This window comes from Asticcacaulis tiandongensis, from assembly GCF_006475605.1.
GTDB classification, from domain to species: Bacteria; Pseudomonadota; Alphaproteobacteria; order Caulobacterales; family Caulobacteraceae; genus Asticcacaulis; species Asticcacaulis tiandongensis.
Genome location: NZ_SSBC01000010.1, coordinates 1,390,887 through 1,406,801 on the forward strand (window position 1 = coordinate 1,390,887; position 15,915 = coordinate 1,406,801).

13 protein-coding genes are annotated in these 15,915 nt (G+C 57.7%); 9 read left to right on the plus strand and 4 right to left on the minus strand.

What is annotated here, in order from left to right; all coding sequences use genetic code 11:
- Positions 1-130 precede the first annotated feature (130 nt).
- The 8 genes from cysG to E5201_RS10835 all read left to right on the plus strand — a co-directional run bounded on the left by cysG (position 131) and on the right by E5201_RS10835 (position 7,377).
- Complete coding sequence (gene cysG, locus E5201_RS10800) at positions 131-1,549, plus strand: siroheme synthase CysG (protein ID WP_140986024.1); 1,419 nt, start codon at positions 131-133, stop codon at positions 1,547-1,549.
- Between the two features lie 2 nt (positions 1,550-1,551).
- Positions 1,552-1,863: a DUF2849 domain-containing protein gene (locus E5201_RS10805; RefSeq protein ID WP_140986025.1), complete on the plus strand. Its 312-nt coding sequence runs from the start codon at positions 1,552-1,554 to the stop codon at positions 1,861-1,863.
- A 4-nt stretch (positions 1,864-1,867) separates the two neighbouring features.
- Complete coding sequence (locus E5201_RS10810) at positions 1,868-3,511, plus strand: nitrite/sulfite reductase (protein WP_140986026.1); 1,644 nt, start codon at positions 1,868-1,870, stop codon at positions 3,509-3,511.
- Positions 3,498-4,019: a DUF934 domain-containing protein gene (locus E5201_RS10815; protein ID WP_140986027.1), complete on the plus strand. Its 522-nt coding sequence runs from the start codon at positions 3,498-3,500 to the stop codon at positions 4,017-4,019. Before E5201_RS10810 ends, E5201_RS10815 begins: the two co-directional genes overlap by 14 nt.
- A gap of 6 nt (positions 4,020-4,025) precedes the next feature.
- Positions 4,026-4,766: a phosphoadenylyl-sulfate reductase gene (locus E5201_RS10820; RefSeq protein WP_140986028.1), complete on the plus strand. Its 741-nt coding sequence runs from the start codon at positions 4,026-4,028 to the stop codon at positions 4,764-4,766.
- Positions 4,767-4,872: 106 nt separating this feature from the next.
- Positions 4,873-5,487, plus strand: coding sequence for a flavin reductase family protein (locus tag E5201_RS10825; protein ID WP_140986029.1), 615 nt, complete (start codon positions 4,873-4,875; stop codon positions 5,485-5,487).
- A gap of 209 nt (positions 5,488-5,696) precedes the next feature.
- On the plus strand, positions 5,697-6,743 hold the full coding sequence (locus E5201_RS10830; RefSeq protein WP_140986030.1) for a 1,9-bis(guanidino)-5-aza-nonane synthase: 1,047 nt from the start codon (positions 5,697-5,699) through the stop codon (positions 6,741-6,743).
- A gap of 355 nt (positions 6,744-7,098) precedes the next feature.
- Positions 7,099-7,377 carry a hypothetical protein gene (locus tag E5201_RS10835; protein WP_140986031.1) on the plus strand — a complete coding sequence of 93 codons (279 nt, stop codon included), beginning with the start codon at positions 7,099-7,101 and terminating at the stop codon, positions 7,375-7,377.
- A 78-nt stretch (positions 7,378-7,455) separates the two neighbouring features.
- Here the strand turns inward: E5201_RS10835 and E5201_RS10840 are convergent, their stop codons facing one another.
- From E5201_RS10840 to E5201_RS10855, 4 genes are all read right to left on the minus strand, one after another.
- On the minus strand, positions 7,456-10,347 hold the full coding sequence (locus tag E5201_RS10840; RefSeq protein WP_246050572.1) for a TonB-dependent receptor: 2,892 nt from the start codon (positions 10,345-10,347) through the stop codon (positions 7,456-7,458).
- Positions 10,348-10,543: 196 nt separating this feature from the next.
- Entirely contained in the window at positions 10,544-11,557 is a 1,014-nt protein-coding gene (locus E5201_RS10845) for a FecR family protein (RefSeq protein WP_140986033.1), read from the minus strand.
- Complete coding sequence (locus E5201_RS10850) at positions 11,547-12,128, minus strand: RNA polymerase sigma factor (RefSeq protein WP_181404607.1); 582 nt, start codon at positions 12,126-12,128, stop codon at positions 11,547-11,549. Before E5201_RS10850 ends, E5201_RS10845 begins: the two co-directional genes overlap by 11 nt.
- 174 nt (positions 12,129-12,302) lie before the next feature.
- Complete coding sequence (locus E5201_RS10855) at positions 12,303-13,682, minus strand: glycoside hydrolase family 53 protein (RefSeq protein WP_140986035.1); 1,380 nt, start codon at positions 13,680-13,682, stop codon at positions 12,303-12,305.
- 589 nt (positions 13,683-14,271) lie between these two features.
- Here E5201_RS10855 and E5201_RS10860 point away from each other — a divergent pair.
- Positions 14,272-15,915 (plus strand): TonB-dependent receptor (locus E5201_RS10860; protein ID WP_140986036.1); only part of this gene is annotated, 1,644 nt, incomplete at its 3' end.

Below are 15,915 nucleotides of genomic sequence, written 5' to 3' on the forward strand. Positions count from 1 at the left end.
CTTTTGATTAGCGCCCCTAAACCTTTGCCTGACAAAGCATCGTTTTCATTCCGACCCATAAAGGCGTAAAACAAACCTGTTAAGGGCCTTAACCCGTTTTAAGGCCCTCTTGTCGTTTTCGGATTTGCGTATGCTGGCTTTACCCCTGTCCTGGCCGCTGGATGGCCGACGCGTCGCCCTGATTGGCGCGGGGGACGTGCTTGTGCGCAAACTGACCCTCCTGAGCCGCACACCGGCCCGGCTTGACCTGTTCGTTCCCGAAGGGGATACGAACCTGAACGTCAGCGCCCCCGTCCATAACCGCTGGCCCACCCCTGACGAACTTCTGGACGCCTCTCTGGTGATTGTCGCCTTCACGGATCGGCAAAATGCTGTCAAAGGCGCGGAACTGGCCCGCGCCGCTCAAAAACCCGTCAATGTCGTCGATCAGCCCGACCTGAGCGATTTCCACGTCCCCGCCATTATCGACCGCGGCTCCTTGAGCATTGGCGTCGCCACCGGCGGCACCGCGCCGGTACTGGCGCGCGACACGCGCCGCAAGATCGAAGCCGCCGTCCCGCCGTCCGAAACCCATGTCGCCGATTTCGCCCTGCGCCTCAGCCCCGCCTTGCGTGAGATATTCCCGAATGTCGATGACCGCCGCCGGTTCTGGGAAAGCGTCCTTGACTCTCCCGCCGCCCGACTGGCCCGCGAAGGCCATATCGATGCCGCCGTGGCTCTGGCCCTTGAAGACGCCCGCCACCCCACACCCCGCACCGGCATCGTGCATCTGGTGGGTGCCGGCCCCGGCGACCCTGAACTCCTGACCCTCAAGGCCCTGCGCCTCCTCAGTGAGGCCGATGTCATTGTCTATGACCGTCTGGTGGGTGATGGCATCATGGATCTGGCGCGGCGTGACTGCGAACGCTTTTATGTCGGCAAGGCGCGCTCGAACCATTCGGTGCCTCAGGATCAGATTCACGAACTTCTGGTCTCACAGGCCCGCCTCGGCAAGCGCGTCGTGCGCCTCAAAGGCGGCGATCCCTTCGTCTTCGGACGCGGCGGCGAAGAGGTCGAAGCCCTGAAAGCCGCAGGCATCGACGTGCATATCACCCCCGGCATTACGGCGGCATTGGGCTGCGCCGCCTCGGCCGCCGTGCCCCTGACCCATCGCGACCATGCCCAAAGCGTGACCTTCATTACCGGCCACGCCAAAAGCGGCGATTCAGAGACGCCTTTACAACTTGACTGGGAAGCCTTAAGCGCAGCCCATCATACGCTGGTCATCTATATGGGCGTGGCGACCGCAGGTCTGATTTCCGAACGGCTGATCCGTCACGGACGTGACCGCCACACACCGGTTCTGGTGGTGGAAAACGGCACAAGGGCCAATGAACGCCGCTGGCGGACAAGCCTTGAGGCCCTGCCGCGAAGCCTTGAGGATCAGCCCCCGTCCGGCCCCGCCCTGCTGATTATCGGCGAGGTAGCCCACCTTTACCGGACAAACCCAGATACGACCGGCGACGCTTCCGTTATAATAGAGCGCGCCTTCACCGAGAGGACTGTATAGGTATGAAACTTCTGACCGCCAATCGTCTGACGGACGGGCTGGTGATATGGTATGCGTCTGACAACTGGCCCGAAGGCTGGGTTGAGGACGCCGCCCTTGCCAAGCGCCTTGAAGACGCCGAAGCCGACGCGATCCTTGAGGCCTGGAAGCCGCGCGAAACCGAGATCGTCGGTGCCTATCTGATTCCTCTGGTGGATGAGAACACGCCGGTTCAGCGTGAATATGTCCGCGAACATGTCCGCGCCAATGGCCCGTCCATAGGCCAGACCGCGCTTGATACCGCCAAGGCCCACAACCGTCCTGAGGTGTTCTGAAGTCATGTACGTTTACGACCATTACGACCACGCCATCGTCAAACAGCGTAACGCCGAATTTTCGGATCAGGTGCGCCGCCGTCTGTCCGGTGAGATCACCGAAGACCAGTTCAAGCCCCTGCGTCTGATGAACGGCGTCTATCTGCAACTGCACGCCTATATGCTGCGCGTCGCCGTGCCCTATGGTGTGCTGTCCTCGCGTCAGGTGCGTAAATTCGCCCATATTGCCCGCACCTATGACCGGGGCTTTGGCCACTTCACCACCCGCCAGAACATTCAGTTCAACTGGATCAAGCTGGCCGAGGTACCCGCCATTCTCGACGAACTGGCCGAGGTTGAGATGCACGCCATCCAGACCTCAGGCAACTGCATCCGCAACACCACGACGGATCAGTTCGCCGGTGCCGCGAAGGACGAAATCGACGATCCGCGCCCGTGGGCCGAACTGATCCGTCAGTGGTCCACCTTCCACCCCGAATATGCCTTCCTGCCGCGCAAGTTCAAGATCGCCATCACCGGTGCCACCGAAGACCGCGCCGCCGTGCGGGTACATGATATCGGCCTGCAACTGACCGAGCGTGGCTTTGACGTCTATGCCGGTGGCGGCCTTGGTCGTACTCCCGCCGTCGCTCCGCTGATCAAATCCGGCCTGCCCGGTGAAAAGCTCCTGAGCTATCTCGAAGCCTGTCTGCGCGTCTATAACCGCTATGGTCGCCGCGACAACAGCTACAAGGCGCGCATCAAGATTCTGGTGGCTGCCCTCGGTGCCGAAGAATATGCCCGTCAGGTCGAGGCAGAATGGAACGCCCTCGATCAGGACGCCATCGACGCACCCTATGCGGAAATCGCCCGCATCAAGAGCTTCTTCCCGGCACCGGCCTATAAGGCTGAGGCCTTCGATCAGGCCGCCTTCGACCGCGCCAAAGCCGCTGATTCCCGTTTCGCCCGCTGGGTGCGCAACAATACGCTGGCGCATCGCAATGACGACCACATCAGCCTCACCATCTCCCTTAAGCCCATCGGCGGCGTACCGGGCGATGCCTCGGATGCCCAGATGGATGTGATGGCTGATCTGGCCGATGACTATGCCTATGGTGAACTGCGCGTCTCACACGAACAGAACATCATCCTGCCCCATGTCCATCGCAACGACCTCTATACGATCTATCAGAAACTGGATGCTGCGGGCCTCGGTGAGGCCAATGTCGCCCAGATCACCGATATGATCGCCTGCCCGGGCCTCGACTATTGCTCTCTGGCCAATGCCCGTTCCATTCCACTGGCGCAGGACATCTCCAGACGCTTTGAGGACGCCCAGCTTTCCGACACTATCGGCGAACTGAAGATCAAGATTTCCGGCTGTATCAATGCCTGTGGTCACCACCATGTCGGCCATATCGGCATTCTGGGGGTCGATAAGCAGGGCGTGGAATTCTATCAGATTCTGCTCGGCGGCCGTGCCGACGAAAAGGCCGCGCTTGGGGCCATTACGGGTAAGGGCCTGTCTGCCGAAGACGTCCCCGCCGCCATTGAGCGCGTGGTAAAGCTCTATCTTGAACTGCGCACCGATCCGTCGGAACGCTTCATCGACACGCTGGGCCGTCTCGGTCGCGACACATTCAAAGAGGCCCTGCATGAGCCAGCCTAATTCCGCATCTGCGCCGCAACTGATCACCGCTGAAGGTCAGGTTATCGCCAATGACTGGCAGCTGCTGGCCGACGAAGACGCCATCGGTGCCGACGGGGCCTATGTTCTGACCTTCAAACGCGCCCTGGCCGACCTGCCCACCCTCAATGGCCGCTATGGTGTGCGCATCGAGCCGGGCGATGATGTGCGCGAACTGATCCCCTATCTCGATAAGATCGCATTGGTTGAGGTCAGCTTCCCCGGCTATCGTGACGGGCGCGGCTATTCGACAGCGCGTATTCTGAAACAGAATCTGGGCTTTACCGGCCCGATCCGCGCGGTCGGCGATGTGCTGCGCGATCAGGCCCATTACATGCTTCGGTGCGGCTTTACCGAGCTGCTCCTTAAGGATGCCGACCCTGAGGGTGTTATTGCGTGGATCAAATCCCTATATCAGTACAGCTATCAAAGCGCGGCTGACGCCCACAAACCCGTTTGGGCTTTACGCCACGCCAAAACCGAAGCCTGAAGGTATATGACCACACTTATCGACACACTCAAGGTCGAAGACGGCACGGAAACCGCTTACGCAGCGGAGATTTCCGCACGCCTCGAAGGGCTGACGGCGCAGGAGATTCTGCGCCTGACCCTGACTGAGTTTTTTCCGTCACAGATTGCCCTGTCTTCCTCTTTCGGCGCGGATTCGGCGGTGCTGCTGCATATGGTGTCTGAGATCAATCCGCATACGCCGGTAATCTTTCTTGATACCGACCGCCATTTTTTTCAAACCACACAATACCGCAACCAGCTGGTAAAGCAGCTTGGCCTGACCAACCTGATCAACCTCAAGGCCGATCCGCAGGAAGCCAAAGACTTCGATCCCAAGGGCATCCTGTGGCAGCAGTCAACCGATGCCTGCTGCGCCCTGCGTAAGGTACGTCCGCTGAACCGCGTCACGGACGATTATCAGGCATGGATCACCGGTCGCAAGCGTCACCAGAGCGCGACGCGCACCCACATGCCGCTCGTTGAGTGGGATGGCCGAAACTATAAGGTCAATCCGCTGGCGACATGGACGTCCGAGGACATCAAGGCCTATATGGCCGAAAATGACCTGCCACCGCACCCTCTGGTCGAGCAGGGTTATCCATCTATCGGCTGCTTCCCCTGCACCAAGCCGGTCGAAGAAGGTCAGGACGCCCGCGCCGGTCGCTGGGCCGGTCAGGAAAAGACCGAATGCGGCATCCACAGTGTCGCCTATGGCGAAGGCATCTAAGGCTCCCCCCGCTTCATACTCCCCTAGCTACGCTGGGGGAGATGTCACGAAGTGACAGAGGGGGATTCTGATTTAGCCGCAGCCTCATCTAACAATACGGGGCAAAATGAATAACGCACACTTCTATGAACCCGCGAAAGGCCACGGACTTAAGCACGACCCGATGAACGCCATCATCGGGCCACGTCCCATCGGCTGGATTTCGACCACGGACGCACAGGGCAGGCTTAACCTCGCCCCCTATTCGTTCTTCAATCTGTTCAGCTATAGCCCGCCGATTGTTGGTTTTGCCTCCACCACCCTTAAGGACACGGTGCGTAATATCGAAGCCACCGGCAGCTTTGGCTGGAATCTGGCGACCCGCCCACTGGCCGAAGCGATGAACCAGACCTCAGCTATGGTCGCGCCGGAGATTTCCGAATTTGAACTGGCGGGACTTACGCCCGTGCCGTCACGCCTGATCAAGGCCCCGCGTGTGGCCGAAAGTCCGGTGTCGTTTGAATGCCAGCTAACCCAGATCGTTCCCCTCAAAAACGCTGTCGGTGCCGAAACCAACGGCCTGATGGTATTTGGCGAAGTGGTTGGCGTGCATATCGCTCAGACGCTCCTGACCGATGGCGTCTATCACACGGCTGACGCCGAACCCATTTTACGCGGCGGCGGGTCAGGCGATTATTTCGCGATCACCGAAGCCGCCCGCTTCACCATGAAGCGTCCCTGACCCGCGCCTGCCTTCATCGGTTTTATAAAACCTTGATTTGCAAATTGCGCCCTTATGCCGTATAGGCCCGCGCACCTTCCCCATCGCACCGTCTGGGGGTCAAAAGGCTTGAAGCGCATTCCCAAAAGTGCCCAGCGGTTTTGGGACAAAAATGCGCGACAAACTTAATGACGGGCGTCCACCTTCTTATCTCCTAAAGGACACAAGAGATGAACGCGAATACCCCCAACACCAAGGCTGAACTGCTGCAAAATACCGTCGAGCACGTGGACATCACGTCCTACGACGCGCGCCCGATCATCGATTCCATGCGCAAGATGAGCTTCTCAAGCCGCGACACCGCGCGCGCCGCTGACATCTTCAACATGGCGCTCGAAGACAAGGATTGCTCGCCCTGGCTGATCCTCGCCGGTTCGACCTCCGCAGGCGGCTGCATGCACGTTTACCGCGACATGATCAAGTTCGGCATGATTGATGCCGTCGTCGCCACCGGCGCCTCGATCGTTGACATGGACTTCTTCGAAGCCCTTGGCTTCAAGCACTATCAGGCCGCCGGTCAGGTGGACGACAACGTCCTGCGCGACAACTATATCGACCGCATCTACGACACCTATATCGACGAAGAAGAGCTTCAGGCCTGCGACCACACGATCCTTGAGATCGCCAACCGCCTTGAGCCTCGCGGCTATTCCTCACGCGAATTCATCTGGGAAATGGGCAAGTGGCTGTCGGAAGGAAACGCCAAGAAAGAAGGCAGCCTGATCCAGACCGCCTATGAGCATGGCGTGCCGATCTTCTGTCCGGCTTTTGTCGATTCGTCTGCCGGTTTCGGTCTGGTGAAGCACCAGAAAGAACGCGCCGCCGCAGGCAAGCCTTACCTGATGCTCGACGCGATTGCCGATTTCCGCGAACTGACGGACATCAAGATCGCTGCGGGCACCACCGGCCTGTTTATGGTCGGCGGCGGGGTGCCGAAAAACTTCGCACAGGACACGGTCGTCTGCGCCGAAATTCTGGGCGTCGAAGCCGACATGCACAAATATGCCGTTCAGATCACGGTGGCCGATGTGCGTGACGGGGCCTGTTCGTCCTCGACCCTCAAGGAAGCCGCCTCATGGGGCAAGGTCGACACCACCTATGAGCAGATGGTCTTTGCCGAAGCCACTACAGTCGTACCGCTGATCGCCTCAGACGTCTATCATCGCGGGGCCTGGAAAGGTCGTGAGAAGCGTGGATGGGCCAAACTATTCGCGTAATGCTGGCATTATACTACACGGTTGCGATAAATACGGTTGGTGAATACCACAATGCCGCTGACTTGCTTCAAAACAACTGGACCTGATAAAAAATAACGTGAGTTTTTTATTTTAGGTCTTCCATTTTTTGAAATAGGTCCTATTTATCTTCCTATAGGCGAACGTCATACAACTGATGTCAGCCACCAAGTAAGTCGCCGGGATCATCCCCCCCCCTCGAAACCGGCGACATGCGCGGCCCTCCTTGCCCCCCAAGGAGGGCCGTTTTAATTTCCGTATACAATATTAACTTTGCGGAAAGACCTTTTACCCTTAAGATCGCATTAACCATAATTTACCCGTACCGGTTAAAGCCATGAGCACGCCTATTACCCCTTCCCTGTCTCAGATGCTCCGCAACGCGTCGGTGCGTCCGGCCCCTCAGGCAGCACCGGTTTCAGACGCCCCCTCAGGCCAGCCCAACAGCTTCGCTCAGGCACTGGCGACCCTCAAAAAAACAGCCGTCACTCAGGCCCCCGCCGCCCAAAATATGCCCACCGTCTTTAAGGCCGCAGACATTGCCCGCGCCGAGCCTGTCCGGCCCGAAGAAGGCCGCATCCTGCGCCCGGGCAGCCTGCTGAACATTCGCGTCTGACCCCCTCCCCTCTTGAGCGTGAGCGTGATACCCGCACAATAAAACAGACTCCGGTTTTCCGGAGCCTGTTTTTCATTCTCAGAACCTGACCGTCAGATCCATAAGGAACCTGCGCCCGTAATATTCGACATCACCCGTGCGATGGCGCTTATAGTCCGTATAGACCTCACTGGGGGTATCCAGCAGGTTCCCCGCCTGAAAGCGCACCGACACCGCCGGTGTCACAGCATATGACGCCGAGAAATCCAGCGTCGTTGACGGCCTGACCCGCACAAGGGCTGAAGAATCCCACCCCATAAGTGCCGTATATTCCGAGTTATACTTGGCCCCCAGACGCGCCTCAAAACCATTGGCCGAATACCACAGATCGAAAATCCCCGTCTGATCGGCAATACCGACCATAGGCATGGGATTATCATTCGGCACCCTTTCCTTGATATCGGAATTGACCAGCGCCAGATTGGCGTAGACCCCGAAATTATCGAGGAACGCGACATCCGTTAAGGCACTAAACGGCGTTTGGAAGGTAAATTCCAATCCGGAAATACCGCCGCTGCCTGACGAATTAACCGGTGACGTCAGCACATAATTATTACCATTGATCGTTTCCGACCGCTGGCTGTAACCCACATAATTGCCGACCTTCTTATAGTAACCGGCCACCGCAAACAGCGCTTCGGCACCGAAATAATACTCATAGGACACATCAATCTGATCCGCTTCAAACGGCTTCAGATAGGGGTTTCCGGATGACCCTGTATAGGGCGCACCTGACGACAGACTGCGGTTCACCCGAAGCTCATTCAGCGGCGGCCGTGAGATCACCCGCGCCGCCCCCAGCTTCAGATAGGTCCCCGGCATCACCTCAAGGCTTACCGAAGCACTCGGCAGCACCTTGGTATAGCTTACCCCCGCTGAGACACGCGTGACGACGGATTGCTCGACCCAGTTGCCGGGCGTTACCTCAACCCACTGACTAACCGTAGAATCTCCTGTCGACAGGCTTTCAACATCGACCACACGCACACCGACATTACCGACGGCACGGGCATTGATGAAGGTCGTGTCGAAATTACCCTGCACATAGCCTTCCCAGACCTTTTCCGAGACCTCGGCATTGAACGGCAGGCTACCGGGGTTAACCGCCACGGCATTTGCACCATAAACCGTCCGCAGCAGGCTGTCGAAATTGCCATCCAGCATAGCCGGAATGTCGAAGTTTTTAAACTCATAGGCCTTAAGCGTTGAGCCATCGACCGTGACACCGGCCAGAGGTGCCGGATTTGTGCCATAGCCAATCGCCTCGGACTTGGTGCGATCTGCATAACGCGCCCCGAACTGGAGGCTCGTCCAGAAATCCCCGCTGAAATCACGCCGCAGATCAAGCTGGCCAGAGGTCAGTTCATCCTTGACCCGCCCCGGTGACGCCTCACCGGCCTCCGGTGTAAACGTAGCCGCATCGGGTTGCTGCGACACGCTGATGTGCGGGTCTTCCCCCAGACGCCAGGTCATGCTTTCGGGATAATAGTTCATCTGAACCGAACGCCAGATATTCTCCCGCTCGGCCGTCGAATAGGACAGATCGGCACTCACCGTCCAGTTGTCCAGCATCCACTTACCGTTCAGACCGGTCACCAGAAGCGACTTGTCTTCCTGATACCGCGACACCACCGCCGTGATCTCGGACCAGGCCGTCGTCGCCCCTACCAAATCGCCGCCGATGATAACGGGGTCAGTATGGGCCCCCACATTGCCACCGTCCCAGTTGCCCCAGTTATTACCGCCGTACCAGGCCTGATTCTGCTTTTCATCGATCTTGTATTTCGAATAGAGCAGGTCATAGGTCAGTTCAAACCGCTCATTCGGACGATACTGCAACCCGACCGAAGCCCCCAGACGATCGGCATCAAGGAACTTCGCCTGCGCCCCTGCGCCCCACGGCGTTGGTACGTCCGGCCCGCCCGCGACAATGGGGCCGGTGGAATCGCCTGAGCGTATCTTATCGTCATTATAGCCCCAGCCCCGGAAACTTTCGTACCCGTTCTTCTGGTTCTGTCCGGTCAGACCGATAACAAAGGCCAGCTGATCATTGACCTTTTTGACCCACGACCCTGAGGCGCGCCAGCCGGTACGGTCATAGTCCGGAAACTCCGAACCGCCATCATAATGCACCAGACCGGCACGGGCGACGAATTCAGGCCCGCTATATTGCAGCGGACGAATGGTCTGAAGATCGACCGTGCCCGAAATACCACCGGACAACAGACGCGCTTCCGACGATTTATATACCGCCGCCCCGGATACCACTTCGGACGGATAGATTTCCCAGCGCACGTTGCGGTCAGGTTCAGAGGTCGCCACTTCGCGGCCATTGATTGTCCCCAGCACCATACGCGGGCCGATGCCGCGTATGGCCGCCTGAGAATCATTACCCCGGTCGCGGGTCGCGGTGACACCCGGCAAACGCGCAAGGGTTTCAGCAATGGTTACATCCGGCAGGACGCCGATTTCCTTGGCCGACACATATTCCGCCACACCGGAATGGCTACGCTTCTGGGCAATGGCATCGCGCATGGAACGGCGCATGCCGACGACCACAACCTCCTGCGGCTCTTCCGCAGGGGCGACCGCCTGTGCCGTATCGGCCTGCGAGGCCGCATCCTGTGCCTGCACGCGCGTCAGAACCACCACGCGGCCATCATTGGATTTGATCGTCAGGCCCGTGCCGCTGATGAGGTTTTTCAGCGCGGCATGTGGCGTAAACGTGCCCTTGACCGCATTGGTGCGCAAACCCTCAAGGTCGTCGCCACTGGCCAGAATTTGCAGGCCTGACTGACGCGCAAAGTCCTGCACCGCGCTGGCGGCAGGTTGCGGGGCGATATCAAAGGCCCGCGCCGTTTCCGCATAGGCGGCCGGTGCCGACATAACGGCAATAGCGGAAACCGCCAGAGCTACGCCTGAACGAGCCACGCTTGAAAGAGCCATCCTTGAAGATGTTCCGAATAGATATGACATGTGCTTCCCGTTTATCTTGGCTCTGGTCGTCGGGTTGACCGGGCCGTGGTTATTTTACGGGTTAGAATGCCGCTCTTTTTTCGCGACACTCACCCTCCCTGCCCCTAAGATGAATAACGCTGTCATTTCCGCCGAAGACTGACGATAAATTTTATCCGGCAGCAGCGCTTACCGTCTCACCAATCGTAATCTGTTGCGCATTGACCCTCACCGGTGCCCCCAGCGCCTCATGCACGGCACGGGCAAAGGCTTCGGGCTGGTCAGTACGGAACCAGCCCACCAGTTTTTCTCCGGCAAGCGCTTCGTCCGCCAGCACAATCTTTTGCCGGTTATAGCGGTTGAATTCAGCAATCGCCGTATCCAGACGGTCATTATCCAGCGCAATCTGCCCCTCACGCCAGGCCAGTGCCCGATCAACGCTTTCCGGTCTGAAATCGGCACGGGCATCGGCCTGATCAAAAGCCACAAAGACCATGTGCCCCGCCGTCAGCGTCATATCCACCTCGGATAAACGTTCGGAACGAACCCTGACCGTGCCCTCGCTGACCAGCACCTCTATACCATTGTCAAAGCGGCGCACACCGAAGGCCGTCCCCACCGCCTGAACCCTAAGATGATCAGCCTGCACCTGAAACGGTCGCTCGGGATCTTTGGCTACATCAAACCACACCTCTCCCTTGTGCAGTTTGACTTCACGCAGATGCGGCTTAAGGGCGACCTCGACATGGCTGTCGGTATTGACGCTGGCTATGGTCTGATCCTTAAGCGGCAACCGCCGCAGTTCCCCGACACCGGTTTGCAAGGCGACACGCCCCCCCGTGACCTGATGCGTCACAAAACCCATACCGGCACAGGCCGCCACGGCCCCGCCGGCGACACGCCCCAGCCACCGCCGTCTGGTGACGCTTACGGTTTGACCGACAGGGGCCGCCAATGCCGCCGCTTCTGTAACGCTTTCAGGCACCACCTGTCCGGCCCCCATCACACGGGCCCGCCCCAGCATGGCCCAGGCCGCCTGCGCCCTGAAATAGGCCCCCTGATGACGGGTGTCTGCGGCATACCAGACATCAAATGCCGCCTGCGCCTCCGCCCCCAGCGGCGCGTCGGCCTGACGCGCCACCCATTGGGCCGCCACCTCATCGATACACAAAGCCTCAGGTGACATGGCCCGCCTTAACCTGACCGGTCGCCAAAGGGGTGAGCGCTTTTGCCTGTAATGCGTCTGAATCACCTTCGGCTATGCGCGCCAGTATCAGACTCAACCCTCTGGCGGTTTCCTTCTCGACAACATTCTCACTCAGCGCCAGACGTTGCGCTGTTTCCGCCTGAGACAGACCATGTATACGCCGCAGGGCAAACACAGACCGGCAACGTTCCGGCAGGCCTTCGATAAAGTCCATCACCCGCGTCAGTTCACGCCGCGCCGACACCGTGTCCTCGGGGGAGGGTGTAAAATCCAGCATCCCCAGTTCATCAATATTCTGCACGGTGGTAATCGATACCACGCGATTGCGCCTGACCTGCTCAAGCAGAATATTGCGCGCGGTCCGGTACATATAGGCCCGCGGATTGGTGATATGCCTGAACCCCGTCTGACGCAACAGGCGATAATACATTTCCTGCACCAGATCATCGCGCTCGGATTCACTCAGTCCGGCCCGCATCAGCCATTGTCGCAATCCGGCTTCATGCGGCATGATATGTGTCCCCACAAAGGCCAGCCGCTCCTGGTGCATACTCACGACCGATACGCCGCGAGACGCCTCCCGTTACTACGCTTTTCCATATTTTACCCTGTCTGAAACGTCGCCCGTCTTGGTGCGGGTGATCGCCTTGAGTAAAGCATGAGAATTTGCCTTTGACCAGACAATTGTATGACAATTAATTCACCTGTGACGTTTTAGAGACTGTTATTGCGCCACACTTAGCCTGACCCGCGCCGACGTTTTGGGCACGATGATTTCCGATGCTTCGGCATCGCCCAATGCCTCAGGCTTCGGAGCCACCCCCACCAGAATCGGCGCCTCCGGCTTCAGCCAGCTCGAATAGACAAAATCGCTGCCCCGTTTCTGCATGGGCACAGCCAGCCCGCCGGTAAAATCACCGGTTATATACAGGGCCTCCTGCCCTTCGCCGGCCACAACAAAGGTCAGTTCTACCGGATAGACATAGTCCGCCGTGGGCCAGTCAAGCACCGGCAAGGGCTTACCGTCAAAATCAAAAAAGGTGGCATTTTCCCAGTTCGACCCCGTACCCCAACGGGTCTTGCACGGCGTCGAAACCCATGCCGGCTCCCAATAGACCACACCGACCCCGCCATTATCGAGCGTCAGCTGCATCAGATCTTTCATATAGCGCGCCTGTCCTTCAGGCGTGACATCATAGGGGGCAAAAGCCGAATCCGACCCCAGAAGATTTCCGCTCTGGTCATTATGGTCATCGGTAAACGGATAGGCGGTTTCCACTACAACAATGTCCTTATCCGGATAGGTATGGCGCACCCGGTTCATCACCGCCGCCAATCCCGTCAGATCCATCTTCGACCATTTGCGATAATAGCTGATACCAATCAGATCATAACCGTCCACACCATGGCGCGTCGCCTCCAGAAACCAGTGCTCAACATTTTCCGGCTGGGCGATATGCAGCATGATGCGCGGCATCTTGCCTGCCGCCTTACCTGCATCCTGAACCCCCTTGATACCGGCCTTGAACAGTTTGGCGTTGCGTTCCCAGTTGATCGGCTTTTTCGCCTGCCCTTCGCTATAGGTCAGATCGCCCATCATTTCGCCATTGGTCTCATTGCCCACCTGCACCTGATCCGGCATCAGCCCCTCGGCATGGAGCTCCATCAGGATGTCATAGGTGAATTTATATAAGGCCTCGGCCTGTTGATCGTCCGACAACCCGACCCAGGCCTTGGGCACCAGTTGCTTCTCGCCATCAGCCCAGTCATCGGAATAATGAAAATCCAGTAACACCGGCAGCCCTGCTGCCTTCGCCCGCCGCAAGGCCCGCTTCACATCCGTCAGATGCGAATAATCCGTCCAGTGCGGATCATTCCACAGACGAATACGAATCAGATTGGTACCGGTCTCTGCAAACAAGCCATATATGTCCGTCGGGGCACCGGACTTATCCCGGTAAACCGCTCCGCAATCTTCCATCTCATTCACATACGAAAGATCGCTGCCGAAATAATAGGCACGCGGTGACGTCTCTGCCTGTACCGCGGCGGGCAGGACGAAACAGCCCCCGAGAATCACAAGGCCGGTTAGGAAAAATTTCATGCTGCATAATCCCTGATGTCGATCTGTCCCCTTAAGGATGCACCAGACGCCAGTTTCCGCAGAAATTTGTCAGAAAAAGCGCATTTCGCCTCTGCCACCCGCCTTATGCGCCCTGCGCAATGACAGAGCCACCCCAACCCCTAAAATTTTTGCACACAATTGTATGACAACGCTATCACAATCTTAGATATTATGCATATAAATCAATAACTAATTTCGAAAATATTATTACAAATTTTATTTATAAAAACATTTTTGTGTTCTTTTTGCAACGACCAGCCATTCATAACGTTAAAAATGTCTTTGAAATGTCCCAACCCCCTTTAATTGACAACGTTATCATGATAGCGCTACCCCATAAAAAACGAGGATTGATCCCATTGGGCGATCCCGAACGGGGCAGGAACGTCGGAAACCTCAAAAGGTTCAAAACGCTCCCTTAGGACAATGCTCCCGGCACACATGGTAACCGCCGTGACGTCCGGGTGAGTTTGCGTACTGAACGCTGCAAACGTGTGCTGCGCCCCTGCGCTCAGCCGTCTGCGGACGCACAGCCATAACCATAATAATACAGTCGGAAGGAAACATAATGAGCCGTAAGAACAACAGCCGGAATCTGCAAAGATTACTGCGTGGGGTCGCGCTTTGCAGCGCCTCGACCCTCGCCGTAATGGCAGGTACCGCTCAGGCACAGGGTGTCGACACAGGCACCGAAGAAATAGAGACCATTGTCGTCACCGGCGTGCGTGGATCGCTTCAGCGCTCGATGAACGTCAAGAAAAACTCGGACGGCATCGTCGATGCCATCTCTGCCGAAGACATGGGTAAATACCCTGACACTAACCTAGCCGAATCGATTCAACGCATCACCGGCGTGTCGATCAACCGCGTCAACGGCGAAGGTTCCGAAGTCACCGTGCGTGGTTTTGGCCCGGGCTTTAACCTTGTGACCCTTAACGGTCGTACCATGCCAACCGCAAACATCGCCGCAATCGGTGGTGACCAGACGGGTGATACCGCTGGCGGCGGAAGCCGGAACTTCGACTTCGGCAACATCGCCTCAGACGGCGTCAGCGGCCTGAAGGTCTATAAGACAGGTAAAGCTAACATCTCTTCCGGCGGTATTGGTGCAACCCTGAACATCGAAACCCTGCGTCCGCTGAACCGTGCCGGTTCACAAGGTTCGATCACCGTTAAGGGCCTGCATGGCGAAAACGTCTATGACGGCAAGGACTGGACCCCCGAAGTGTCCGGCGCCTACAGCTGGTCTAACGAAGACCGCACCTTTGGTTTCTCTCTGTTCGGTGCCCATTCGGAACGTGACATCACCACCCGTTCGGCAACTGTCAATGGCTGGAATATCGAACCCGGCAGCGCCTTCTTACCCGGCGGCAACCGCATAACTCCGGGTGCCACTGTTACTAACGCCCCAGGCGCGACCGAGTGGGTCTCGTTCGCCAATGATTCGCGTTACCACATCTCCGACATCAACTCGAAGCGCACAAACGTTCAAGCCACGGCTCAATGGCGTCCGGTAGAAAACTGGCTGTTCACGGCGGATGTTCTGTTTGTTGAGAATGAAGCCACTGAACAACGTATGGACCAGACCAACTGGTTCAACCGTCCGTTCGATCAGGTCATCTTCGAAGACGGTCCGGTCAGCACTGCCGTATTTATGCATGAAACCCTTTCACCTGTTAAGGATATGGGCTTTGAGCAACAGTATCGCTCGACCAAGGATACCCTTAAGTCCTTTGGACTTAATGCACAGTGGAATGTCAGCGACAACCTGACGGTTAATTTCGACTACCATAAGTCCAAGGGCGAATCCCTGCCGAACAACTCGAATGGTTCGACCTCGACCACCGTCTCCATCGGTGCACCGGTTGTAACCTCTCACTCAGTTGATTTCCGCAGCGGCTTCCCGGTTCAGCGTTACGAAATGGACGATTCCATTCGCGGTAACGACAATGGCCGTCTGGATCTCGGAGATCTGGGTTCACAGATCGCACGTACCTGGGCTAACAGCCAGACTCACGATGTGGATGAATTCCGCATTGACGCTACCTACGAACTCGGTGGCGACAGCCGCTTTGATTTCGGGGCTGCCTTCCGTAAGGGTGAACTCAACACCACCACAGGTGAAACCCAACTGGTTCTGGGTGACTGGGGCATTTCAAACCCGGGCGATGTCGAACAATATGCGGCCGGTCTGGTGGAAACCTTCTGCCTG

Coding starts and splice junctions, on each gene's coding strand:
- E5201_RS10820 (WP_140986028.1), top strand. CDS start 4,026: ATGACCACACTTATCGACACACTCAAGGTCGAAGACGGCACGGAAACC.
- E5201_RS10825 (WP_140986029.1), top strand. CDS start 4,873: ATGAATAACGCACACTTCTATGAACCCGCGAAAGGCCACGGACTTAAG.
- cysG (WP_140986024.1), top strand. CDS start 131: ATGCTGGCTTTACCCCTGTCCTGGCCGCTGGATGGCCGACGCGTCGCC.
- E5201_RS10850 (WP_181404607.1), bottom strand. CDS start 12,128: ATGCACCAGGAGCGGCTGGCCTTTGTGGGGACACATATCATGCCGCAT.
- E5201_RS10835 (WP_140986031.1), top strand. CDS start 7,099: ATGAGCACGCCTATTACCCCTTCCCTGTCTCAGATGCTCCGCAACGCG.
- E5201_RS10805 (WP_140986025.1), top strand. CDS start 1,552: ATGAAACTTCTGACCGCCAATCGTCTGACGGACGGGCTGGTGATATGG.
- E5201_RS10845 (WP_140986033.1), bottom strand. CDS start 11,557: ATGTCACCTGAGGCTTTGTGTATCGATGAGGTGGCGGCCCAATGGGTG.
- E5201_RS10810 (WP_140986026.1), top strand. CDS start 1,868: ATGTACGTTTACGACCATTACGACCACGCCATCGTCAAACAGCGTAAC.
- E5201_RS10855 (WP_140986035.1), bottom strand. CDS start 13,682: ATGAAATTTTTCCTAACCGGCCTTGTGATTCTCGGGGGCTGTTTCGTC.
- E5201_RS10830 (WP_140986030.1), top strand. CDS start 5,697: ATGAACGCGAATACCCCCAACACCAAGGCTGAACTGCTGCAAAATACC.
- E5201_RS10815 (WP_140986027.1), top strand. CDS start 3,498: ATGAGCCAGCCTAATTCCGCATCTGCGCCGCAACTGATCACCGCTGAA.